This window comes from Paraflavitalea pollutisoli, from assembly GCF_029360705.1.
Classification (GTDB): Bacteria; Bacteroidota; Bacteroidia; order Chitinophagales; family Chitinophagaceae; genus Paraflavitalea; species Paraflavitalea pollutisoli.
In genome coordinates this window covers 278,724-302,096 of the sequence record NZ_JARKMX010000003.1, presented here as the reverse complement: position 1 = coordinate 302,096, position 23,373 = coordinate 278,724, and the positions used below count along the sequence as shown (strand labels likewise).

General features: G+C 50.9%; 19 protein-coding genes. 11 read left to right on the top strand and 8 right to left on the bottom strand.

Annotated elements, in window-relative coordinates:
- Positions 1-33 precede the first annotated feature (33 nt).
- Both P2W70_RS09035 and P2W70_RS09030 read right to left on the bottom strand, forming a co-directional pair.
- Entirely contained in the window at positions 34-1,197 is a 1,164-nt protein-coding gene (locus tag P2W70_RS09035) for a helix-turn-helix domain-containing protein (RefSeq protein ID WP_276481118.1), read from the bottom strand.
- A gap of 72 nt (positions 1,198-1,269) precedes the next feature.
- Complete coding sequence (locus tag P2W70_RS09030; RefSeq protein WP_276481117.1) at positions 1,270-4,050, bottom strand: glycoside hydrolase family 2 TIM barrel-domain containing protein; 2,781 nt, start codon at positions 4,048-4,050, stop codon at positions 1,270-1,272.
- Positions 4,051-4,256: 206 nt separating this feature from the next.
- Between P2W70_RS09030 and P2W70_RS09025 the strand changes: the two genes are divergently transcribed.
- The 8 genes from P2W70_RS09025 (at position 4,257) to P2W70_RS08990 (ending at position 13,678) form a co-directional block, all read left to right on the top strand.
- Entirely contained in the window at positions 4,257-4,643 is a 387-nt protein-coding gene (locus P2W70_RS09025; RefSeq protein ID WP_276481116.1) for a hypothetical protein, read from the top strand.
- A 159-nt stretch (positions 4,644-4,802) separates the two neighbouring features.
- The gene (locus P2W70_RS09020; RefSeq protein ID WP_276481115.1) at positions 4,803-6,077 is read left to right on the top strand and encodes a TolC family protein; all 1,275 of its coding nucleotides are present in this window, start codon (positions 4,803-4,805) and stop codon (positions 6,075-6,077) included.
- 23 nt (positions 6,078-6,100) lie between these two features.
- Positions 6,101-7,192, top strand: coding sequence for an efflux RND transporter periplasmic adaptor subunit (locus P2W70_RS09015; protein WP_276481114.1), 1,092 nt, complete (start codon positions 6,101-6,103; stop codon positions 7,190-7,192).
- A gap of 145 nt (positions 7,193-7,337) precedes the next feature.
- Positions 7,338-7,643, top strand: a complete 306-nt coding sequence (locus P2W70_RS09010) for an efflux RND transporter permease subunit (protein WP_276481113.1) — start codon at positions 7,338-7,340, stop codon at positions 7,641-7,643.
- The gene (locus tag P2W70_RS09005) at positions 7,591-10,464 is read left to right on the top strand and encodes an efflux RND transporter permease subunit (protein WP_276481112.1); all 2,874 of its coding nucleotides are present in this window, start codon (positions 7,591-7,593) and stop codon (positions 10,462-10,464) included. Before P2W70_RS09010 ends, P2W70_RS09005 begins: the two co-directional genes overlap by 53 nt.
- Positions 10,465-10,674: 210 nt before the next feature.
- The gene (locus P2W70_RS09000) at positions 10,675-11,463 is read left to right on the top strand and encodes an NIPSNAP family protein (RefSeq protein WP_276481111.1); all 789 of its coding nucleotides are present in this window, start codon (positions 10,675-10,677) and stop codon (positions 11,461-11,463) included.
- Positions 11,464-11,883: 420 nt separating this feature from the next.
- Positions 11,884-13,158, top strand: a complete 1,275-nt coding sequence (locus P2W70_RS08995) for a T9SS type A sorting domain-containing protein (protein WP_276481110.1) — start codon at positions 11,884-11,886, stop codon at positions 13,156-13,158.
- A 121-nt stretch (positions 13,159-13,279) separates the two neighbouring features.
- The gene (locus tag P2W70_RS08990) at positions 13,280-13,678 is read left to right on the top strand and encodes an ABC transporter permease (protein ID WP_338119826.1); all 399 of its coding nucleotides are present in this window, start codon (positions 13,280-13,282) and stop codon (positions 13,676-13,678) included.
- Positions 13,679-13,742: 64 nt separating this feature from the next.
- Here P2W70_RS08990 and P2W70_RS08985 read toward each other — a convergent pair whose 3' ends face one another.
- From P2W70_RS08985 to P2W70_RS08975, 3 genes are read right to left on the bottom strand one after another with little or no spacing between them, the layout of a single operon-like run.
- Positions 13,743-14,765 (bottom strand): MlaD family protein, encoded by a 1,023-nt coding sequence (locus P2W70_RS08985; protein WP_276481108.1) that lies wholly within the window; start codon positions 14,763-14,765, stop codon positions 13,743-13,745.
- Positions 14,766-14,767: 2 nt separating this feature from the next.
- Positions 14,768-15,544, bottom strand: coding sequence for an ABC transporter ATP-binding protein (locus P2W70_RS08980; protein ID WP_276481107.1), 777 nt, complete (start codon positions 15,542-15,544; stop codon positions 14,768-14,770).
- A 12-nt stretch (positions 15,545-15,556) separates the two neighbouring features.
- Positions 15,557-16,351, bottom strand: coding sequence for an MlaE family ABC transporter permease (locus P2W70_RS08975; RefSeq protein ID WP_276481106.1), 795 nt, complete (start codon positions 16,349-16,351; stop codon positions 15,557-15,559).
- 382 nt (positions 16,352-16,733) lie between these two features.
- On the opposite strand from P2W70_RS08975, the gene P2W70_RS08970 reads away from it, so the two are divergent.
- The 3 genes from P2W70_RS08970 to zwf all read left to right on the top strand — a co-directional run bounded on the left by P2W70_RS08970 (position 16,734) and on the right by zwf (position 19,806).
- Positions 16,734-17,492, top strand: coding sequence for a S1/P1 nuclease (locus tag P2W70_RS08970; protein ID WP_276481105.1), 759 nt, complete (start codon positions 16,734-16,736; stop codon positions 17,490-17,492).
- 146 nt (positions 17,493-17,638) lie between these two features.
- Complete coding sequence (locus P2W70_RS08965; RefSeq protein WP_276481104.1) at positions 17,639-18,259, top strand: HAD family hydrolase; 621 nt, start codon at positions 17,639-17,641, stop codon at positions 18,257-18,259.
- A 41-nt stretch (positions 18,260-18,300) separates the two neighbouring features.
- The gene (zwf, locus tag P2W70_RS08960; protein WP_276481103.1) at positions 18,301-19,806 is read left to right on the top strand and encodes a glucose-6-phosphate dehydrogenase; all 1,506 of its coding nucleotides are present in this window, start codon (positions 18,301-18,303) and stop codon (positions 19,804-19,806) included.
- 109 nt (positions 19,807-19,915) lie between these two features.
- Here the strand turns inward: zwf and P2W70_RS08955 are convergent, their stop codons facing one another.
- From P2W70_RS08955 to P2W70_RS08945, 3 genes are all read right to left on the bottom strand, one after another.
- Positions 19,916-20,935: a hypothetical protein gene (locus P2W70_RS08955; protein WP_276481102.1), complete on the bottom strand. Its 1,020-nt coding sequence runs from the start codon at positions 20,933-20,935 to the stop codon at positions 19,916-19,918.
- A 178-nt stretch (positions 20,936-21,113) separates the two neighbouring features.
- Positions 21,114-22,850, bottom strand: a complete 1,737-nt coding sequence (locus P2W70_RS08950; RefSeq protein WP_276481101.1) for a M56 family metallopeptidase — start codon at positions 22,848-22,850, stop codon at positions 21,114-21,116.
- 18 nt (positions 22,851-22,868) lie between these two features.
- Complete coding sequence (locus P2W70_RS08945) at positions 22,869-23,273, bottom strand: BlaI/MecI/CopY family transcriptional regulator (protein ID WP_276481100.1); 405 nt, start codon at positions 23,271-23,273, stop codon at positions 22,869-22,871.
- Positions 23,274-23,373: the final 100 nt, after the last annotated feature.

Below are 23,373 nucleotides of genomic sequence, written 5' to 3'. Positions count from 1 at the left end.
TTTATCGGACTTCAGGTACCCTCCCCTGGTGCCTTACCCTTGCGCTGCCTGCTCCTCGCTGCGCCTGGCTTGCTGGATGTATTGCGACGGGGTGGTACCTGTCATTTGCTTGAAGATACGTTGGAAGGTGGCGGGCGAACTAAAACCGCATTCTGCGGCGATGCCCGATATGGTCAGGTTGCTGGCCGGCTGCTCCACCACCCGTTGCCGGAAGGCAGCGAGGCGGTATTCATTGACGAAGGTGGAAAAGCTTTTACCCAGGTGTTGGTTCAGGAGCGTGGACACCAGTTTGGGCGTCAGGTCGGCGCTTGCTGCCAGTTGGGCTACCGTGAGTTCGGGATCGAGGTAGAGCTTGTCCGATTCCATCACGCTGGTGAGCCGTGGCAACCACCGCTCGATCGATTCGTCCTGGAGCCGGGGCATGGGTGTAGCCGCCTTGTCGCCTTCTTCGGCACGGGGTGTGCCGGAAAGCCCCACCAGGTATCCCTTCATACCGAGCCAGTAGATCAAGATAGCGAGCGGTACAAAGATCGGGTACCAATTGAAGGTTTCCAACAGCGACTGCCGGGTTGCCGGTATTGCGTATGGTATCAGGTACAGCAACCAGATGCCACAAAAAGCCAGGAAGCCATACAGGAACTGACGCAGCCATGGGTGGTTGCCGGCCATGGTTTGCTGCCTACGCAGGTATTGTAATGCCATCCAACAATAAACGGTGGTCGACATCCAGCGGGGAATATCTGCATACACATTGTACTGATCGACCAGGTTGCTGATGTAGGATCGTTGCGTGGCCGACACTGTAAGGGTGGCCACCCCGATATCTGCTACCAATACCAGGCAGTAGGGCAACAGATCAATGATTGTCGTCAGGAAATGCCGGCGGTACCGATCGGTCATTTGAAACTGCGCATCGGTACTGGCGCGCACATACAACCAGATCAGCGGGCCCATCGGCATCACGATTACCAATGGCAGGTAACTGGCCAGGCCAGTCAATACCGGATGAGCATCGAGCCAGGGTGCATCGATACAATAGATGTTCACACATGCCAATGTGATCAGGAATATCAGCAAAGACAGATAACGGTTGGCCGGCTGCCTGCGGGAACGATAGAGCATCGCGCTGAGAATGAATCCCTGCAGGATGCCCAACAGAATGATCGTGTCCCAAAACTGCCATAAGGGTGCGCTCATACAGATCGATTGACTACCCGAAAATAGGTCGTCTGGCTATCAGGTTATGTTTTTTTATACAGGTGGCTGGCCTTACCATCCGAAATCGAAGGTCAGGGTGCCTGCAAATGGTGCATTTAACTGTGTATTCTTCTGACTTTGTGGTCCCATCGCGCCGGCAGCCTGGAACTTGGTGCCGATGGGTTGTATGGCATTCAGGAAACCGATATTACCGGCGGGATAGTTCACCGTTGTATTGTTGTTGTAAGCACCGGTGGGACTTACGGGTTTCAGCATCTGGAAGTACAGGTTTTCATTTGAAACGCTAACCGTAAAAGGAAATTCGGTGGTTTGAATGGTTACCCAACGTACATCAGCATGGTTGCCCTTGAACTCGGGATATTCCCAACCCGACTCACCCGTGACCGTATTGTTGTAAGCCTTTTCCCAAATGCCCCATTGCTGTCCCTTCAACCGGTTCTTCCACACGCGGTAAGGCCCCCGGCCTTTCCATTTCATGCCTTTGATCTTTTCCTCCGGGTAGTTGAAGGTAATACCAATAAATTCCGCCTCGCCGCGCTGAGAAAAGCTGTATTCAAGTACGGCCGGTGCTGCGGGTCTGAATGTCCATTTTATCTTCAGCCAGTTGTCTTTGCCTTTGTATTCTGCTTCTACTATTTCTACACTGCCTTCCCCTTTCCCGTGTTTGAAAGCTGTCAATTGCTGTTCGAAACCTGCCAGTGCCGGACCGCCAGACAGTGAGATCACCTGATTACCTTTGGTCACCTGAGTGATATAACCAGTCGCTTTATCAAAATGTATGGCGCCAGACTTGTCCAGCACAATCAGCCGGCTGTTATCCTCTTCGATCTTTAGCTGGTGATCGGCTGTCTTGACCGAATTGCCGGCTGCTTTGTAATGGATGGGCCAGCTCCAGGTATATATTTCCTTGCCGCCCGGATCGTAAGCGGTCAGGTACAGCGCGTCCTGATCCTGGCAGTTGGCAGGCAGGCCCAGGTCGATCCATTGCTGGTTACCGGGGGCTGCTGATACAGATGCAACTATACCACTGTCCCGGATACTCATTGCACCATCTTTCTCCGTCTTCAGCTTCCAGACAAACTTGCACTGCGCGAGATTCGTAAACATATACCTGTTCTCCACGCGTAGTTTGCCATTAAAACCGGTATTCAAAGTAGGTGTAGCTACCTGCACGGGCGACCAGATCTCTTTGATCGTATAATAGCTGCCTTCTTTTTCATGATAAGGACCTACGATGCCATCGGGAGCCGCATTCTTCCAGCTGTCGAGGCTATCCTTCTTATCGTGGCGCACGACGGCTTCATCGGCAAATACCCAGAGGAAACCACCGGCAGAGCGCGGCGTTTGCACCATCAGGTTCCAGAAATCATCGAGGGCAGCACCATGTCCACCATCATACAAGCCGTGCATAAACTCTGTGGGGAAGAAGACTTCTTTCTCATAGAGTGATTGGTTGACGAGGTAGTTATAATCGGGATAGTGTTTTGTTTCTGTACCATTGAATTTCTCCCAGGGGTGTATCACCTGGCGTTTTTGCGGATCGTACCAGTGGTAGTCTTTATCGACCGTTCTGTTGAAGCCGCCTTCGTTGCCATTGGCCCACAATACGATGCTTGGGTGGTTCACATCCCGGATCACCAGCTCTTTCACCAACCGGCGCGCCGTGGTATCGTCATACATTTTTTGCCAGCCCGTGAGCTCATCGATCACCATCAGGCCCAATGAATCGCAGACATCGAGGAAATGCTGGTCTGGTGGATAATGCGACATGCGCACCGCATTCATGTTCATATCCTTCATGAGTGTCACATCACCTATACTGATCTCCTTGCTGAGCGTACGGCCGGAGGTGGGCCAGAAACTATGCCGGTTGACGCCTTTAAATAGTACTTTTTGCCCGTTGAGGTAGAAACCATCCTGTCGACGCAACTCTACAGTCCTGAAGCCAAATTGCTTCTCGAGCGTATGTACCAGCTTGCCTTGTTTATCTTTCAGCGATACGGTTACCTTGTATAGGTTGGGAAATTCGGGGCTCCACAAAGCTGGGTTCGACACGGTTGCGTTTAATACATCGATCGTATCGGCATACGTATTGGCATTCCAATTGGCCGTTACGGACGAACCATCCAGTTTAGTGATCACCGCTTCTGCCCGGTAGCCGTTGTCTGCCCCACGCTTGATCACTGACACGTTGAAGTTTCCTTTCGCATCGGCATCGATGGCTACCCGGTCAATATGTACCGGCGGAGCCACCTCGAGGTATACGGGACGGAAAATGCCGCCGAATATCCAGAAGTCGGACTCACGCTCGGCCCGGTTGACAGAGAGGTTGGCAGATTTTTTACTGACCTGCACTTCCAGCAGGTTGGAGCTGCCATAGCGTAACAGGGAAGTGATATCGTAACTAAAGCGGTAAAAAGCGCCCTGGTGCAGGGGCCCCGCGGATTTGCCATTGATCTTTACTTCGGTATCGGTCATCGATCCTTCAAATACGATCTTCACCGTTTGTCCTTTCCAACGTTTGTCTACAGGAAAGCGGTATTTGTATTTACCTACTTCGTCCGCCTGTTCGGCGAGTTTCACGTGACCGTAGTTATAAGTTCCAAATCCCTGCAGTTCCCAGCAGGATGGAACCGGAATGGTTGTCCATTTACCACTGTTGCTACCGGACGTGCAATAAAAATCCCAGTTTACCGTATGATCTTTATCGGTGCCGGAAAGGTATTGAATTGTCGTTTGCTGGGCCCGGGACGCGAGGGCTAGCAGGCTGAGCAGGAAGCAAAGGGTATATCGAAGAACCGGACGAGACAGCAGTACAAAGGATGGAAGCATGTTTTTGGCTTGTTGTGTTGATTAGCTTTCAATCGTTCTATGTTACAAGATAGTAAAAAATAGCAGCCTGCATTCTAATACAATTCTAATGCGTGCCTATATCCGGTCATTATTTACCGGAACTTAACGCTACCTTAACGCCCGGTATATTTTTACGCTCATCATTTTCTCAACGCTATCTATATATTTGCAATCTGTCAAAAAGCATGTCAAGGATAATCCTCATATTGGTCGCCTTCTCCATACTCAACCAGAGTATCGATCTGGACTACCTGACGCATGCCTTCAACGCAACGGCGGCTACCGCCCAGTACGATGACTTCGACAGCATCACAGAATATGTCATCGAGCAATTGCTCGATGACGACAGCATCGTGCCCGACAACGACGACGACAGCGATGGTATGCCCAAGGCGAAAGGCATGGAGAAGTTTGCCTGGAACCCCTTGTACTTTCAACATGCCCACAAAACCATGGTAGCTGCCAACTATGGCATCGATAAAGACTCACTGAGTGCCTGGTTGCAACTGACCTCTACCTGCAAAGGGTACTCCCATATTTTCACACCTCCCCCCGACCTTTCGGTAGCCTGATCATTGGCTCGCAGCACAGAGAACCACCTGTCTGCTGCTCTCTTTTATTTTCCAAACGTGTACAACCCGTTGATGGGCTGGTAATCCGCCTAAACAGCTTCCAGCCTTCCGTATGTCTTCATGGCCCGTTCTTCCGTGCCCTGACAAAATTATCCATGTATGAATAGCAGTCTTTTTCTGTTCAGGCATTGCATGGTGTGTATTGCTGTAATTCTGCCGGGACTCGCTTCCCAGGCGCAGGATACCTTACGCATTACCCTGCCAGCTGCCGAACAACAATTTATCCAGAACAACCTGTCAATACTGTCTGCCAAATTCGATATCACGGTAGCGCAGGCCGAGATCATCCAGGCCAGGCTCTACAACAATCCGAATGTGGAAGTAAGTGGCAACCTGTACAACCCCGACCTGCGGAAATACCTCGATATCAGCAACCGAACAGGTCAGTACGTGATCCAGGTAGAACAGCTGGTCACCCTGGCCGGCAAACGCAATAAGCAGATCAAACTGGCGACCACCAATGCCCGCATTGCCGAATACCAGTTCTATGATCTGTTGCGGACCCTGCGGTATTCGTTGCGCAGCAACTATTTCTCGATCCTCCGGAAATACCAATCGAGGGCCGCGTATGAAGTGCAGATCAAAACTTTGCAGCAACTCAACGCAGCCTACAGCGACCTGCAGGCCAAGGGCGTCGTAACGCTCAAGGATGCTGTGCGTATCCGCTCACTGTTGTACACCTTGCAGGCCGAGCAAACAGCACTCGATAATGAGCTCAATGACCTGCAGGCAGAACTGCAATTGCTGCTCGGCGACAACCACCATTACTATTTGCCCATGGAGGCCGACAATGACCTGGCCACCCTACAGCAGTTTCCGTTGCAATCACTGGTCGATACGGCCTACAGCAACCGATATGACCTGAAAGCGGCCGATGCGTATACCCTCGGTACACAGCAAAACCTTCAGCTGCAGAAAGCGCGCCGCACGCCGGATCTGCAACTGGGGTTTGAGTTTGACAAGCGTGGTGCGCATGTCGACAACGCGACTTTCCTGCACGCAGCCATGGACATTCCTTTCTTCAACCGCAACCAGGGCAATATCAAAGCCGCCCAGGCACAGGTGGAACAAAGCAAGGTGCTGCACAAGCAACAACAGTTCACCGTCGAGAATGAAGTACAGAAGGCCTATGTGAAAGCGCTGAATACGGACCGTATGCTCGATTCCTTCGATCCTGCTTTCCGGCAGCAATTCGACAAACTACTGCAAGGCATTACGGAGAACTTCCAGAAGAAGAATATCAGCCTGCTGGAGTTTACCGACTTCTATGAATCCTGGCGCGACAATGTGCTTCGCTTTAATCAGCTGCGCAACGAGAAAGACCAGGCCAAGGAAGCCCTGAATTTCGCTATCGGAAAAGCCCTCTTCAACTAACCCGATCTAAAACATTACCAGATATGAAATCCTTAATAATCCGTGTGGCAGGCAGTGTGCTGATCTTCCAATTATTATCCTGCGGAGAAACTGTTGCCCCTGCTCCCACACCTACCGCCTTTTGCCTTACCGACACCTTACAGAAAAAGGTAGAGCTGGCAACCGTACAATCCGATACCGTCAAGAATGAGATCGCGCTGTCGGGCAAGATCGAAGCCAATGAAGACAAGTGGATCAAAGTATATCCCGTTGTTGGCGGCGTAGTAGAAGCACTCCGTGTACAGCTGGGCGACTATGTTACCAAAGGCCAGGTGCTGGCTACCATTCGTAGTAGTGAGATCGCCGATTACCAGGGACAACAGTCTTCTGCCGAATCGAATGTGCGCCTCGCAGAAAAAAGCCTGGCTTCCAATAAAGACATGTTTGCAGCCGGCCTCGCTACCGAAAAAGATGTGGTGGCCGCCGAGACCGAACTGGAGAAAGCCAAGTCGGACCTGAAACGTATCCGGGAAACCAATGCCATCTATGGTGCCAAAGACAATGCCCGGGTAACGATTACCGCTCCGGTATCGGGCTATATCATCGAAAAGAATGTTACGGATCAGATGCAGTTCCGGGTGGATGGTTCCCAGCCCTTCTTCATCATCTCCAACCTCGATGAGGTATGGGTGATGGGTAATGTGTTTGAAAGTGATATCTCGAAGATCAAGCTGGGCTATGATGCCAACGTGAGTGTGATCGCTTACAAAGACAGGATCTTCAAAGGCAAGGTAGACCGCATTTTCTCTATTCTCGATCCGCAAAGCCGGGTGATGAAGGTACGCATCCGCATACCCAACACCGACAACCTGCTGAAGCCGGAAATGTTTGCCCAGATCAACATCGAATATACCGAGGGCAAAGAAAGCATGCCGGCCATTCCGGCACAAGCGGTGATCTTCGACAAGAACCGGAATTTCGTCATGGTCTATAAAGACAAATGCAATATCGAAACCAGGGAGATCGAACCCTTTAAAACGATTGGCAGTACCACTTATATCAAACAGGGATTGGCAAATGGTGAAAAAGTGATCTCCCAGTATCAACTGCTGGTATACGGAGCGCTGAACAATTAACGTGATCTATTCAACCGTTGGCCGGCAGCCGATACGCGAAAGGGATGTCGCTGCAGGGAGCCTGACTTTTCCTATGGCGGCAATTGTTTTGACCGCCAACAGACGGGCACTGGTCAACGGGTCATATTGCAAAAGTTTGTAGACAATGAACAAGTTTATTTCCAATATTGTAACCTTTTCGCTCAAGAACAGGTTCTTCATCTTTTTCATGACGCTGCTGACGATTGTTGCCGGCGTATGGAGCTACATCAAAACACCGTTGGAGGCGTTTCCCGATGTAACCAACACCCAGATCGTCATCGTTACACAATGGCCGGGCCGCAGTGCCGAAGAAGTGGAACGGTTTGTAACCGTGCCCATCGAGGTCAACCTGAACCCGGTTCAAAAAGAAGACTTCGTTGCGTTCCATCTCCATGTTTGGCCTCTCCGTGACCAAGATCATTTTCGATGATGATGTGGAGGATTTCTTTGCCCGGCAACAGGTCAATAACCTACTGGGCAATGTAAACCTGCCCGAAGGCGTAGAGCCGGAAGTGCAGCCGCCCTATGGCCCTACGGGTGAAATATTCCGGTATACCGTACAGGGCAAGGGAGAGACCAGCACCGACCTGCTCACCATTCAGAACTGGGTGATCGACCGGCAGCTGCGCAGTGTACCCGGCGTTGCCGACGTCGTCGCTTTTGGCGGTGCTGAAAAAACCTACGAGATCAAGGTCGACCCGGCCATGATGCTGCGGTACGATATCACGCCGCTGGAAGTGTTCAATGCCGTTTCCAAAAGTAATATCAACGTAGGTGGCGATGTGATCGAAAAGAACGGCCAGGCCTATGTGGTGCGGGGCATCGGTTTGCTCGACAAAACACGCGATATCGAAAACATCATCGTCGACAATATCAATGGCACGCCGGTGCTCGTCAAGAACCTGGCTACCGTCATCGAGAGCCATGTACCCCGCGTGGGCCAGGTGGGCCTCGATGCAGACAATGACGTGGTGGAAGGTATCGTGGTGATGCGCAAGGGCGAGAACCCGCGTGAGGTGCTGTCGAAGGTGAAAGCCAAGATCGATGAGCTCAACGACAATATCCTGCCTACGGGTATCAAGATGGTGCCTTTCTATGACCGCGACAAGCTGATGGATTTCTGCACGGAGACCATTACGCACAACCTGATTGAAGGTATTCTGCTGGTAACGCTGATCGTATTCATCTTCATGTTTGACTGGCGGACTACCGTAATCGTATCGATCATCATTCCCCTCTCGCTGCTGTTTGCCTTCATTTGCTTACGCATGAAAGGCATGAGTGCCAACCTGCTGTCGATGGGAGCGATCGACTTCGGCATCATCATTGACGGCGCGGTGGTAATGGTCGAGGGGCTATTCGTGGTCATGGCGCACAAGGCCCACGAGGTGGGCATGCAGCGATACAATAAGATGGCCAAGCTGAGTATGATCCGCCAAACCGGTTCGTCGCTGGCCAAAGCGATCTTCTTTGCCAAGGTGATCATCATTACCAGCCTTATTCCCATCTTCGCTTTTGAGAAGGTAGAAGGCAAGATGTTCTCTCCCCTGGCCTGGACACTGAGCTTTGCCCTGTTGGGTGCGCTGTTGTTTACCCTTACGCTGGTACCCGTACTGGCCAGCATCCTGCTCAACAAGGATGTACGCGAACGCAATAACCCGGTGGTCAATTTCTTCAACCGCATCGTGACCAGCGCTTTCCGTTTTACGATGAGGCATAAAAAGCTCAGCCTGTCTTTGGCTTTTGGTTTCATGGGTATTGTGTTGTTCTCCTTCAAATTCCTGGGTAGCGAGTTTCTCCCTACACTCAATGAAGGTGCCCTGTGGGTGACCGCCGAATTGCCGATGAGCTACTCGCTGACGGAGACCCGTAAAATGGCAGAAACCTTCCGCAAGGAACTGGGGCAATATGACGAGGTGAGCCGCGTACTATCGCAGATCGGCCGTTCCAACGACGGTACGGACCCGAACGGCTTTTACTTTACGCAGTTTCAGGTAGACCTGAAACCCAAAAAAGAATGGAAACGAAAGATCAGCCAGGACAAGCTGATCGAAGAGATGAATGAGCGGCTCAATCAATATCCCGGCATCGTGCTCAACTTTTCGCAACCGATCATCGACAATGTGGCCGAAGCCGTAGCCGGTTTCAAAGCCTCCTTTGGTGTCAAGATCTTTGGCAATGACCTGGAGAGCATCGATAAAGTGGCCGATAGCGTATACAATGTGATGAAAACCGTAGAAGGGGTGAAAGACCTGGGGGTAATACGCAACCTGGGGCAACCGGAGATCAGTATTGTATTGAGCGAACAAAAGATGGCGATGTATGGGGTAACGATTGCCGATGCCAATGCGGTGATCGAAACGGCGATCGGTGGTAAGTCGGCGTCCTACTTTTACCAGGGCGACCGTAAGTTCCCCATCCGCATCCGCTATCCGGAGGAGTTCCGCAACAGTGAATACGCCATGAGCAAACTGCGGGTGCCCACGCTGCATGGTGCTACCGTACCCCTCAAAGAGATCGCGACCATCAGTACAGTAACCGGTCCGGCCTTTATCTATCGTGATAAAAATACCCGTTTCATTGCCATCAAGTTTTCCATCCGCGAAAGGGATATGGGCAGCACCATTGCCGATGCCCAGGAGCGGGTAAAACAACAGGTAAAACTAAGCAAGGGTATGAGTATCGAGTGGAGTGGTGAATTCGAAAACCAGGTGCGGGCGCAGAAGAAACTATCGCAAGTGGTGCCTATTGTGCTGGTGGCCATCTTCATCCTGCTCTTTATCACATTCGGTAATGCCGCCGATGCCGGCCTGGTATTGATCAACGTACCCTTTGCGATGATCGGTGGCATACTCGCCCTCCATATTACCGGCACCATTTTCAGTATCTCGGCAGGTATTGGTTTCATTGCCCTGTTTGGGATCTGTATTCAAAACGGGGTGATCCTGATCTCTGTATTCAAGCAGAACATTCAACATAAGATGCCGCTGCTGGATTCGATACGCGAAGGGGTGAATTCAAGGATCAGGCCGGTAGTGATGACGGCCCTGATGGCGGCGATTGGTCTGCTGCCAGCCGCGATCTCGATGGGCATTGGTTCAGAAACCCAGAAGCCCCTGGCGATCGTGGTGATTGGCGGCCTGATCAGCTCGACCATTTTGACGCTGCTGATTTTCCCGCTGATCGTCGAGATCGTTTACCGGCGATCGCACAAGCGCAAGCAAAAGAAGCAGGTGGCCATAACAACCTAGTAGTAATATTTCCTGTGTACCCATCGATAGACGGCAGTTTTCCGGCCATAGGGACTGCTTTCTTCACGGCCTGGCTGAAGTCATTCAGTCCGGGCCGTTTGTTTTTACTTGATCTTTATCAACCTACCTGCACCAGGCCCTTCAAATTCGCGCAGGTTTCAATACTTTTAGGGTGTCAATGTTTCCATTTGATCCCAACCAATGCTGTTTATGAAAAGAAGAACCTTTATTCAATCGAGCCTTATGACTGCTACTGCCGCTACCGTATCACCCGCCGCTACCCTGGCCGATGCCGGTAAAAAGAAACAGGAATTCTACGAGCTCCGCGTATATACTTTCAAAAACGATGACCAGCAAAAGCTTACCGAGGCCTATCTGGCACAGGCAGGTATTCCCGCACTGAACCGGTTGGGAGCAAAAAATGTGGGTGTCTTTACCGAATTACAGCCTGAGGGGCGTACACGCCTGTTTGTGGTGATTGCATTCCCATCCGTGGAAGATTTCTCGTCAGCGGATATGAACCTTGCGAAAGATATCACCTACCAGCAGGCTGCTGCCGATTACCTCAGCGCACCGGCCGACGCCCCTGCTTATGAGCGCATCCAAAGCTCGCTGCTCAAGTCGTTCTCCGAAATGCCCAAGCTGGTGGCTCCCGCCCTCAAAGAAAGGATCTTTGAATTGCGCCGGTATGAGAGTCCAACTGAGTACGCCGGTAAAAAGAAAATAGAGATGTTCAACGAAGGCGGAGAGATCGAGATCTTCAAAAGAACCGGCCTTACACCCGTATTTTTTGGAGAGACCGTCATTGGAGAGGCCCGGCCCAACCTGACCTACCTGCTCACTTTTGACAATATGGCTGCCCACGACAGCAACTGGAAAACATTTGTCAATGATCCCGAGTGGAAAAAGATCAGTAGTATTCCTGAATATGCCGATAAATTAATCATCTCGCGTATTGTGCGCACGTTTTTGAAACCAACTACTTACTCGCAGATCTGATCGCGCCACTGGTCGACTAACGTGAACCTTCTATCGGTTACCTGCATCTATTGTGCAGTCCCGGTCTGTGCTGCCTATGCAGCATCAAAAAATATACATTGAATTGAGTTCGCACACACCAGAATGCAATATCTTGTGGAAGATTTGCCGCTATTTATAAATTGCGGCATGCAATACAACCCGTTCCTATTATAAAAATGCCCTGGGCATGATTTTTATTCGTTGTTGTTCGCTTACCTTCTGATTCTTCCCTTGCCATAGATCCAATCTCCACAGCAGTCCCAAAAGGCTGCAGTCATCCACTTAGGTAAATCCTGAAAACGAAAATACATGAAGCATTTGTACAAGGTCTGTACAGCATGCCTGGCCCTGGCGTGCATTTTATTGAATTTGGAGGCAGCTGCGCAATCTCTTAGAAAAATGGCTAACCGCGCCATTATTCCCAATGCCGGTGGCTACTGGGAATACCTGCCGCAGAACTACAATGCTGCTGGTAACCAGCGGTATCCGGTACTGGTTTATTTCCATGGTGACGGTGATCGCGGCAGTGGTTCGTCGGCCGACCTGGATAAAATGGTGGCGAATGCTTTACCCTACTACCTGGGGCAGGGCGGGTTTCCACGGTCCTTTACGGTGAACGGTGAAACCTTTGAGTTCATCGTCATTGCTCCGCAATATGCCAATAAACTCAACGAAACCGAAACTGGCAGTATCATCAAATATATCAAGGATAACTACAGGGTCGATACCAACCGGATCTACCTGACTGGTATGAGCCTGGGTGGTGGGATTGTCTGGGAATATGCCGGCAGCAGCCTGGCTGCAGCTAAAGGACTGGCAGGTATCATTCCCATTTGTGGATACACCCTTCCCCTGACTTCAAAGGCCGATAACATCGCGGCTGCTAACCTGCCGGTATGGGCTACCCATAACGATGGAGATCCCAACGTCGATGTGGCGGCTACCCTTGACTATATTCGCCTCATCAACAACCGGCGGACACCTCCTACGCCCCTCGCAAAAGCCACCATCTTCCAATCGAACGAACATGATGCCTGGACCGAAACCTATAAAACGACCTTCACGGAAAGTGGCGTGAACGTTTTTCAATGGGCTTTGCAATATACCCGGCTGGAAGCGGTATTGCCGGTCACCCTCACCAATTACCGCATCGCCGACGCCAGCAAACAGGGTGTTACCATTACCTGGTCTACTGGTTTTGAGCAGCACAACCAGTACTTCAGCATTGAACGTTCGGATGATGGAATTACCTTTAAAACGATTGGCCGTGTTACAGCCACCAATGAGGCTAACGGCAGCAACTATAGTTTCAAAGATGCCAGCCCGCTCACCGGCGATAACTACTACCGCCTCAGCCAGACTGACCTCGATGGCAAGCTGACCTACTTCACTATACTGCGGTCGACCATCGACGTGCAGGCTGGTAAACTGGTACTATTCCCCAACCCCGCCACTACCTCGATCACGGTAGGGTTCAACCAGCCCGACAAGGACCGGCTGACCGTGAAGGTACTGAACCAGCAGGGTGTGCAGGTGCAGGTGTTACAGTTTGACAAGGAAGCAGGTTATTGGCAAAGAACCATTCCTGTAGGCCAGTTGGCCAAGGGGCAATACTTTATCCAGGTAAAAGGTGCGAAAGCCGACTTTACCCAATCTGTGATAATCGGCCACTAGGCTCAATAGATATTTACTACGGGGCAGGAAAAGCGGCTTTTGCTGAAGTTCCTGCCCCGTTTATTTTGGGGTCACCAGGTCATGCTCCCAGCGACTTCAGGCTTGATAAGTTGCCCCCTCCCTGTTCGAAGCTACCATTGCACAGTTATTCAAAGTATTTGCCGGGCTGGCTATTTTCATCTCCTGCCTGGGACTGTATGGTTTGGTCGCCTTAATGGCTGTGCAGAAAACCAAGGAGATCGGTATCCGCAAAGTACTGGGGGCTTCGGTTCAAAGCATCGTGTATCTCTTTTCGAAAGAGTTTACGATTCTGATCCTGCTGGCGTTTGGGATCGCCGCACCGGTAGGTTATAACTTTATGCAACAGTGGCTGATGGATTTCCATTATCATATCCAGGTGGGCGCTGGTATTTTTATTGCCGCCATTCTCTTTTCCGTGATCATCGCCTGGATCGCGGTAGGCTACCAGGCCATCAAAGCGGCACTGACCAACCCCGTCAAAAGCCTGAAATCGGAATAAGTCAATTATAGAGAAGCCAGAGATACCCAGTACCCTGTCAGAGCCGGTCACCGTAATGACCGGCTTATTTTTTTTGTGCCCTGGCGCTATCGCGGGCTGCTTTCGCTTCCTGCCGGGCCTTGCGCTTGAAAAAGCCGCGCAGCAGGAAGTTGTGTTGCAGAGCTTCCATATTCTCGTCGAGCTTTTTACTGCTGCTGTTGATATTCTCCAGGGTATTGCGCAATTCATCCGCCACCTGCTCATCGTTCAGCAACAAGCCAGCTGCATTGTCGGCTTCATCCAACTTCTTGCCGGCATTGCGCAGCGAGTGTACAAAAGCGTTGGCCTGCGCGGTGGCCAGGTTGACCTGTTCTACCGAGGTACGCAGATTGGCCATCACCACCGTGTCGGTCACGAGATCACCTGCCAGCGTACCGGGTTTGTTGAGCTGTGCGGTATAATCGGCGATGCTGCTCGTCAACTGTTGGCTGTTGTGGGCCGCCACTTGCAGGTTGGCAGCAGTGGTGCGCAGCGTAGCCATGGTCTTCTGCAGATCTTTGTACAGGTTATCATCTTTCAACAAGGCGCCCATCGATCCCTGGCCCTCCACCAGGCGGCGACTTAGTAATTTGAAATCCGTCGTGATATCTACCAGGTTCTTGTTGTTGGTCTGCAGGGTGGTCATCAATTCTTCGGGATTCATGGCTTCATCGGTGGCCAGTGTTTCTCCACCCTCGATGGGGCCTGCCTGTGGGGTACCACCAGACAACACGATCAGCTTATTGCCGATCAGGCCTTCGGAGGAGATTTTGGCATGGGCATCTTTGCGTATGTATTCGCGGGCATTGCGGTCGATGTTGATGGTGACCTCTACCTGCGAAGTACCATAGAAGCCTACGCTTTTTACGGTACCGATCTTCACGCCGGAGAACCACACGTTGTTGCCTTTCTGGAGTCCATTCACATTGTTGAAGATGGCCTTTACATGCAACATGGGTGAGAAGGTCTTCTTTTGTCCGCCAAGGGTGAAGATCCCCACCACTAAAATGACGGTGCCCAGGAAGATGAAAAAGCCTACCGTGATCGCATGTTTATTTTTACTATTCATGGTTAGTCGATAAAATTATAGTCATAAAAACTTTTCACCTGTTCATTGGTGCTATTCTCCACCGCTTCTTCAAAAGAGCCTGTTTGCAGAAACTGTCCGTCTAGCAGTACGGCAATCCGGTCGCCGGTCGACTTGGCACAGGTAAGGTCGTGGGTGATGATCACCGAACTGGTATGGTAGCTTTCCTGTACTTCATTGATCAGGTTGTTGATGTCCATACTCGTGATGGGATCGAGACCTGCCGTAGGTTCGTCGTACAACATGATGGCCGGCTGCATAATGAGAGTACGCGCAATGCCGATGCGTTTTCTTTGTCCACCCGACAATTCGGATGGTAACTGGTGCAGCGCTTTCGACAACCCTACTGCTTCAAGTACACGCGCCACCTCTTTCTTTACGGCATCGGCCGACAAACTCCGGTTGTGTCTTTGCAGGGGAAAAGCCAGGTTCTCCCCCACCGTCATACTATCGTACAGGGCGCTGTGCTGGAAGGAGAAGCCGATCTTCAGCCGCAGTGCATCGAGTTCTTTGGTGGCAAGTTGATCCACCTCCTGCCCCAACACAGTTACCGTGCCGCTGTCTGGTTTCAGCAAACCGGCAATGATCTTGATGAGTACCGATTTGCCAGTACCCGACCGCCCCAGCACGACCAGGTTTTCGCCCTGGTAAATATCCAGGTCGATGCCCCGCAACACATGGTTGTCGCCAAATGACTTGTAGAGGTTGCGGATGGCCACCACCGTGTTGTCTTTATTGATATGTGCGTTGTTCTTCTTCATACTTTGTCTTGATTACCTGAACGAGTTGACGACCTGTACAACAATGATCTCCTCGATGAAGATGAGGAACATGGAAATGACCACCGCCGAATTGGCTGCCTTGCCCACGCCCTGCGTGCCCTGTGTGGTATAGTACCCTTTGTAACATCCTATAATGCCGATGGTAAAACCAAACAACAGCGATTTAAAGCTGGAGGAGAAGATGTCCAGGAAGGATATCTGCTCAAAAGCATTTTGAAAAAAGGCTGCCAGGCTGGTCTGCTCGTTGTTGTGTACATTGAGGTAGGCGCCCAGCAGGGCAATCACTGCCATGTACAACATCAGCAGGGGCAACATGCAGGTGGTCGCCAATACCCGTGTCACTACGAGGTAACGAAAGGGATTGACCGCCGATACTTCCATCGCGTCGATCTGCTCGGTTACCCGCATCGATCCCAGTTCGGCCCCGATATTGGACCCCACTTTACCGGCTGCGATCAGGGCTGTCACCAGTGGCGCCAGCGCCCGGATGATGGCAATGGCTACCAGGGAAGGCAACCAGGAGGTGGCGCCAAACTCGGCCAGTGATGGGCGTGATTGCTTGGTAAATACGATCCCGGTCACGAAACTCGTAACGGAGACAAGCGCCAGCGACTTATAGCCTACCATATAGAATTGCCGGATGACCTCTTTCCATTCAAACGGGGGCCGGAACGCTTCCCGGAAAAAGCGACCGGTAAACTGTCCGATGGAATAGATATCCAGGAAGAAAGCATCCAACTTCCGCGTAAAAACCTGTGTACGCGTTTTTCTAGGCCGTTCATTCATATCGAGCCAGGATTGATGAGCGGGGACCAATTTCCCCGTTTAAGGTTGTTTACAGGATTTTTTCCAATCTTATGCCAGCCAGTCTCACTCCGGCGTAAAGGACTGGTTCTTTGTCCGTTCCGGACCGCTTTGTATACTGTTGGCGGCAGTGTTGGCCCTTACCCCCTTCACAGCATACAGACAGAAAGCCCAAAAACAGTCACCCTGGCTATGTAAATGGCAAGCCAGCGAGGTATTTAGGGATATTGGCCCGTTTAAGGTGTTTTTATGCCCCATTTGATTTAAAACAGGCTTAATGGGCGGCATGGGGCCAACGGCTTATATTTGGGCCAAACATTTATCTACTACCATGTGTAACCTCAGGAAAATATTGCTTGCCTGTTTGTTGTTTTACATCCCCGCTCATTCGATGGCATGGGGCATGCTCGGCCACCGCATCACCGGAGAAATTGCCGACCACTACCTCACTAAAAAAGCCCGTCGGCAAATCGCTGCCATACTGGGCAACGAATCATTGGCGATGTCTGCCAACTGGCCCGATTTCATCAAGTCGGACCCAGCTTACAATTATCTGAGCCCCTGGCATTATGTCAATTTCAAAGAAGGCCTGAGCGAGCAGCAGGTGTACGACTACCTCGCCAAAGACACCGCAACGGATATCTATACCAAACTGAATTTTGTGATTGGTGAGCTGAAGAATAAATCATTGGAGCAGGATAAAAAGTTGCTTTACCTCCGCATTCTGATACACCTGGTAGGCGATGCCCACCAGCCCATGCATACCGGACGCCCCGATGACCTGGGCGGCAACCGGATCAGCGTATCCTGGTTTAACCAAACCACCAACCTGCACAGCGTATGGGACGAAAAGCTGATCAGCTACCAGGAACTGAGCTATACAGAATATACGAAAGCCATCAACTTTACCACGAAAACACAACGTCAGGAATGGCAGGCACAACCCATCCGGCAGTGGTTGTTTGAATCCTACACGATCAGCAACTCCTTGTATGCCGAGATCAAGGAACCCAACCAAAAATTAAGCTATCGTTATAATTTCGATCACGTGGACACGCTCAATGACCGCTTGTTGAAAGGTGGCGTGCGACTCGCCGGCGTACTGAATGAGATTTTCGGATAAGAAGATCCAACCGAATAGTGAAACGGGGAAGCGTCGTTTGTGTAACGATACTTCCCCGTTTTTCGATGATATATACAACAGGGGTCCCGTTTTACCCATTGGCGCCTTCGAACAGACCGTATAGCTTTGTTGTATTATAGATCATTATGATGAATACACCGATCAAAGCACTGTTCCTCGATATGGGGGGCGTGATTTTAACGAATGGATGGGGATCAGGCTCCCGCAAGTTAGCTGCCGAAAAATTCTCACTCGACCTCAATGACCTCAACGACCGCCACAAGCTGGCTTTCGATACCTACGAATCGGGCAAGATGACGTTGAATGAATACCTGGACTATACTGTGTTCTACACGCCACGCACATTCTCGCGAGAAACTTTCACCGAGTTTATGTACCAGCAATCGCAGCCACTGGAAGAGATGTTGCAGTTTGTACAAAAACTGAAGAAGCAGTACGGTATCAAGATCTTTGCCCTCAACAATGAAGGGCGGGAACTGAACGACTACCGCATCAAGCAGTTCCAACTCGATACCTTTATCGATGGTTTTATCTCTTCTGCCATCGTAAAACTGCGCAAACCCGATAAAGAGATCTATACCCTGGCACTCGATATTGCTTTTGTCAATCCGGATGAGGCCTTGTATTTTGATGACCGGCTGATATTTGTGCAGGTGGCACGCAGCCTGGGCATTCAGGGCATTCACCATACGAGTGTGGAGGAGACCCGGCAGCAATTGTTGCCTTACGGTTTGTCGGTTTCCTGAACCAATACTTATCTTTAAGGCCTATTACCAAAATACCCTTTATGATCTCCGGGAAAAAGACCACCCCCACCATCATTGTGATATTTGGCGGCAGCGGCGACCTCTCCAAGAGAAAGTTGTTGCCTGCTTTCTATAACCTGTTCCTCGACGGCTGGATGCCCGACACCTTTGCCATCATCGGACTTGGCCTCAATGATTTCAACGACCAGCAATATGTTGACTTTATCGAGGACGGTCTGGGACAGTTCTCCCGCAAGGGCAAACCCTCCGGCCCTACCTGGGATGATTTCAAGAGCCGGCTGCATTATATCCCGGCCAATATGAACGAAGAGGTAACTTATTCGAACCTGGCCGCCAAGATCAACGCACTAGATCAGCAATGGAATGTGCGGGCCGACCGGTTGTTCTATCTTTCGATCGCTCCCCGCTTTGTAGAAGTGGTGGCTGTCAACCTGCACAAACAGGGACTGGCGTCCAACCCTACTACCGACCGCGTGGTGATCGAGAAACCATTTGGCCACAACAAGGAAAGTGCGATGGCCCTGAATAACCTGTTGACAGGCCTGTTTCAGGAAAGCCAGCTGTACCGCATCGACCATTACCTGGGTAAAGAAACGGTGCAGAATATCCTCGCTTTCCGTTTTGCCAATGCGTTGTTTGAACCTTTGTGGAACCGTAACTATATCGACTCTGTACAGATCACCGTGGCCGAGCAGGTCGGGGTGGAGGAACGAGGCGGTTATTATGAAAGTGCCGGTGCCCTGCGTGATATGGTGCAAAACCACCTGCTGCAGTTGCTCTGCATGATCGCGATGGAGCCCCCCGTATCCTTCGATGCGGAAGAGATCCGTAACCGCAAGGCCGATGTGATGCGCGCTATCAAACCCATCAAGCCCGACGAAGTAAGTAAAGTAGCTGTACGTGGTCAATACGATGCTGGCTGGATCGAGGGCAAGAAGGTACCCGGTTACCGCGAGGAACCCGGCGTAAGCCCCCACTCCAATGCAGAAACCTATGTGGCGGTCAAATTCCACCTCGATAACTGGCGTTGGCAGGGTGTGCCGTTTTATATCCGCACCGGTAAGCGGATGCCGGAGAAAACCTCTTCCATCACCATCCAGTTTCACCCCATTCCACACTCGTCCTTTCCGGAACACCTGTACGATAGCGTAACGCCCAACCGGCTTATCATCAATATACAGCCGCAGATGGACATCCGCCTGCGTTTTACCGCCAAACGGCAGGGATTGGAAATGAACCTGAACCCGGTGGAAATGGTATTCGACTACGACACCTGCTCTACGGCGTCTCCCGAAGCGTATGAGACCTTGTTGCTGGATGCCCTGCAAGGCGATGCAACCTTGTTCATGCGTTCGGACCAGGTATTGATTGCCTGGGATGTGGTAACGCCCATCCTCGAGTCGTGGGAATCGCACAACTCGATCGACTTCCCCAATTACTCCGCCGGTATGTGGGGACCAGAGAATGCCGAGGCATTGATTGCCCGTCAGGGGCATACCTGGTCGGCACTGTCCAGAAATAAATAAGAGACTTATAATAGCAAAAGCCGTTTGGAGCATCGATCTCCAAACGGCTTTTGTCATTTTGGGATTGGCTATACTGGTGTTGCCGGTGAAACGCAGCTCATACTTTGCTCTACTGGTTGTTGATGTTCCAGTAAGTGCCGCTTGCACTTGATTTGAAACTGATGATCTGACCTGATTTCTTCAGGAACTTGGTCTTCAGGCGCTGGTGCAGTTCAGCGGATTGTTTTTTATCATTGACGATGAGTGATTCATCGGTCAGCTGCAATACATGCAAGTCTTCTCGGCCGCCGATCACTTTACCCTGTACGAGTTCATCTATCAGGTCTTCGACCTGCTTACGGTCTTCATCCGATCTTTTGCGGGCGATCTCTGCCTCTCCGCGGGCTTTCTCCGCATGTACCCGGGCTACTGCCGCTTCTGCACGAGCCTTCTCAGCCAGCACACGCTGTTCGTCGCTTTTCATGCGCATTTTATCCGCTTCCACCCGTTGCTGCTCGGCCTGCACACGCTGTTTTTCTGCTAATAACCGCGCTTGTGCAGCTTCTCCCCTGGCGAGCTCGGCTTTCTTTCTCAACTCATTGGCTTCCTGCCGGTCTTTCTCGCTTACTTTACGGGCCATCTCAGCCTGCTCGCGGGCGACCTCTGCCTTTTCGCGTTCGCGATCGGCTTGTTCCCGCGCCTTCATAGCCTGCTCCCGGTCAAGGGCAGCCTGTTCGCGCATCTTTTCGGCTTGTGCACGCGCTACTTCTGCTTCTGCCCTTGCCTTGTTGGCTTCTTCCCGTTGTTTCTTCAGGCGTTCAAGCATTTCTTTGAGCATCGGTTCGTATTGGGCAAAATCTGCTTCGGCCACCTTCCTTTCACCGATGTACATCTCTGTTACCTTATCGTTGACCATGGTAATCTTGTGTACCTCTCCGTTCCTGTATAGCGTAATTTGTTTCCATTCTTCATTATCCCCTTTCGCTTCCACATTGTACCAGGTAACACCGTATTTATCCTTTTCCGTAGCGTTGGAGCTGTAGGTATGTGTTGTAACACCTTGTTTGTTTTGCGCGATAGCCTGTGTTCCGGTGGTGATCATGAATAGACCTGCGAAGAACGTACTGGCAACGATTGATTTGTTTTTCATGTTTTCTTTTTTACTTGTTAAGAAAGGGCAATACTTTCCCTGTACACCTGTCGGTGAGTTTTTTGACTGTTCAAAACTGTTGTTGAAATAACCAGCTATCCATAGCCCGGCCGGGCATGTATCTTACCAGGTTGTGCGCATCAATGGCTGGCAGAAAGATTGGGCTGGTCGGTAGTTTTTATGGCAATTGAATGGTGCTGTTTCGTTGGTTTTCCTGGCGTTGCTGTTCATTATAGTGACGGTCGGCTTCTGCCTTGAAACGTTGTGCTTCTGCTACTTTGCGGGCTTCGTTGGCTTTCTCCCGCTCTTTTTCTGCCTTTGCACGCATCAATTCGGCTTCTGCCCTGGCCTCCTGGGCACGCACCCTGTCCTTGTCGGCCTGGACCCGCGCTATATCCGCCAGTTCCCGCTGTTTGGATGCTTCCACGCGCATCAGTTCCGCTTTTACTCTTTCCGCATCGGCCTGCACGCGTGCTTCCTCTGCATGTTTTCTGGCAATGGCCGCCAGTTCCCGTTGCTGCTGGGCCAGTTTTTTTGCTGATAGCCCTTGCTGGTCTTCCTGGCTTGTTGGCCTGTTCGCAGGCAGGGCAGCCGTTAATGGCTGATCGGCTGTCTGATCCATCCCATTAGCTGCTTCTGTGCGTTGACGTGCTTCGTCTGCCGCAGCGATTTCCTTATCTATCAAAAGTTGTTGCTGGCGTGCCCTGTCGGCATTGCTGCCAGCGCGGCGTTTTTCGTTATTCGCTTTGACCACTTCCTTCACAGCCATCAATTTCAGCTGCAAGTCGGCCGATATGGAGTCTTGCTGCACATTTAGCTCCGGCGTCCGCTGCGCGATCATTAATACTTTATCCTGTTTGGGTTGGCTGTTTTCGTTGGCCAGTGAGGTACCCCATTGGCTGCCTCCTAATGAAACCAGCACAAATAAACAGATGAGAAAACTCAGCGCCAGAAAGCCTTTTTCTATTTTGCTGAATGGGTTATTGCGACCATATACAATGCGCGAAACTCTTTGTATCAGTTGACTTTTGCGACCTGGAAAAGCCAATGACAAGGAGGGGCGTTGCAGGGTTTGCTCCTTGAAGCCGATCAGGGCTTCGATGAATTGCTTCTTATTACCGGTTTGCGTCAATACCACGTCATCGCAACAATGCTCACGTTCTTCTTTGATGAGGTACGACACCCATAGTAAACCCGGGTTGAAAAAGAAGACAGCATCCACGATCGTTTGCAACAGGTTTACCAGGTAGTCAGATCGTTTTACATGTGCCAGTTCATGCAACAGGATCGCTTCGACCTGATCGGCTGGTAAGCCGCTGAGCATGCCCAACGGTACATAGATCACCGGCTTCAGGTGCCCCATAACCACCGGCACACGGGTTAATCCGGATTCGAATAACTGAACGGCGCGCTGAATACCCAGTTGATCGATCATGGCTGCCAGTCGTTGATTCCACACTTCACCAGCCGACTTTAATTGACTCGCCCGGATTGCACCCATATAGCGAACTGCCCTGATCATTTGCCAGCAACGAAACACAAACACAGCCAGCCAAAGCGAGATAATAAGATGGTTGTACCGGCTGCAAAATGCCGCCAATTGTGTTACCCAATATTGAAAACCCTGGTAAACCGGATTACCCGCCGTAGGCAATGTTGCATCGACTGTCGCTTTGGAAACAGCAGTCAGCTGCCAGCCATTTACAAAGGTCATCAGGCAGGTGATCACAAACGCACCATACAATGAACACATGATCAGGTACCGGGAAGCAGGCGCCCATTTCCTGGCCAGTAGCAGGGCAAACCCCGTCACCAACGCCAGCAGCAAGCCCTGCCACACCGAGTGCAGCAACATGTAGGAGAAGGCATGTAGTGCTTTATCAAAAAATGCGCTGTTCATAAATAGACCTGTCATGTGTCTTTATTTTTCCGTTTAGGCCTTGTCATCCAACTGCTTCAACATTTCCTTCAGCACTTTCAATTCTTTATCCGAGGTTTTATCATTGCCCAGTAAGGCCATCATCAGGTTGCTGACAGACCCGTCGTACATATTATCTACAAAGCGGGTCAGCATGGATCCCTTTGTCTTGTCTTCTTCCAGTACGGGACTGTAAATATGTTTCATGCTCGACTCGTCTCTGGTCAACATGCCCTTTTCGGTCATCACCTGCATCAGCTTCAACGTAGAAGTATATTGTACCGCTTCCTTTTGTTCATTGAGGGTGTCGTGTACAAAACGCACGGTAGCAGGTCCGTGTTTCCACAGCACCTGCAACACATCCATCTCTGCCTTGGTAGGCACTGCTTCGGGCTGATTTTGCTCTTTCCTGACTTTCATATCACCAAGGTACGATAAAAAACGTACGTTATACAAGTAACCCCAAATATTTTTCTTTCCGCTATCCAGGACAATGCATTTTTCACTGATTAATAAGGTC

Bases quoted from the DNA above. Each gene is read 5' to 3' on its own strand.
- P2W70_RS09020 (WP_276481115.1), top strand. From the start codon at position 4,803: ATGAATAGCAGTCTTTTTCTGTTCAGGCATTGCATGGTGTGTATTGCT.
- P2W70_RS08980 (WP_276481107.1), bottom strand. From the start codon at position 15,544: ATGAAGAAGAACAACGCACATATCAATAAAGACAACACGGTGGTGGCC.
- P2W70_RS09015 (WP_276481114.1), top strand. From the start codon at position 6,101: ATGAAATCCTTAATAATCCGTGTGGCAGGCAGTGTGCTGATCTTCCAA.
- P2W70_RS08985 (WP_276481108.1), bottom strand. From the start codon at position 14,765: ATGAATAGTAAAAATAAACATGCGATCACGGTAGGCTTTTTCATCTTC.
- P2W70_RS09010 (WP_276481113.1), top strand. From the start codon at position 7,338: ATGAACAAGTTTATTTCCAATATTGTAACCTTTTCGCTCAAGAACAGG.
- P2W70_RS09000 (WP_276481111.1), top strand. From the start codon at position 10,675: ATGAAAAGAAGAACCTTTATTCAATCGAGCCTTATGACTGCTACTGCC.
- P2W70_RS09035 (WP_276481118.1), bottom strand. From the start codon at position 1,197: ATGAGCGCACCCTTATGGCAGTTTTGGGACACGATCATTCTGTTGGGC.
- P2W70_RS08950 (WP_276481101.1), bottom strand. From the start codon at position 22,850: ATGACAGGTCTATTTATGAACAGCGCATTTTTTGATAAAGCACTACAT.
- P2W70_RS09030 (WP_276481117.1), bottom strand. From the start codon at position 4,050: ATGCTTCCATCCTTTGTACTGCTGTCTCGTCCGGTTCTTCGATATACC.
- P2W70_RS08945 (WP_276481100.1), bottom strand. From the start codon at position 23,273: ATGAAAGTCAGGAAAGAGCAAAATCAGCCCGAAGCAGTGCCTACCAAG.
- zwf (WP_276481103.1), top strand. From the start codon at position 18,301: ATGATCTCCGGGAAAAAGACCACCCCCACCATCATTGTGATATTTGGC.
- P2W70_RS08965 (WP_276481104.1), top strand. From the start codon at position 17,639: ATGATGAATACACCGATCAAAGCACTGTTCCTCGATATGGGGGGCGTG.
- P2W70_RS08955 (WP_276481102.1), bottom strand. From the start codon at position 20,935: ATGAAAAACAAATCAATCGTTGCCAGTACGTTCTTCGCAGGTCTATTC.
- P2W70_RS08995 (WP_276481110.1), top strand. From the start codon at position 11,884: ATGGCTAACCGCGCCATTATTCCCAATGCCGGTGGCTACTGGGAATAC.
- P2W70_RS08975 (WP_276481106.1), bottom strand. From the start codon at position 16,351: ATGAATGAACGGCCTAGAAAAACGCGTACACAGGTTTTTACGCGGAAG.
- P2W70_RS09025 (WP_276481116.1), top strand. From the start codon at position 4,257: ATGTCAAGGATAATCCTCATATTGGTCGCCTTCTCCATACTCAACCAG.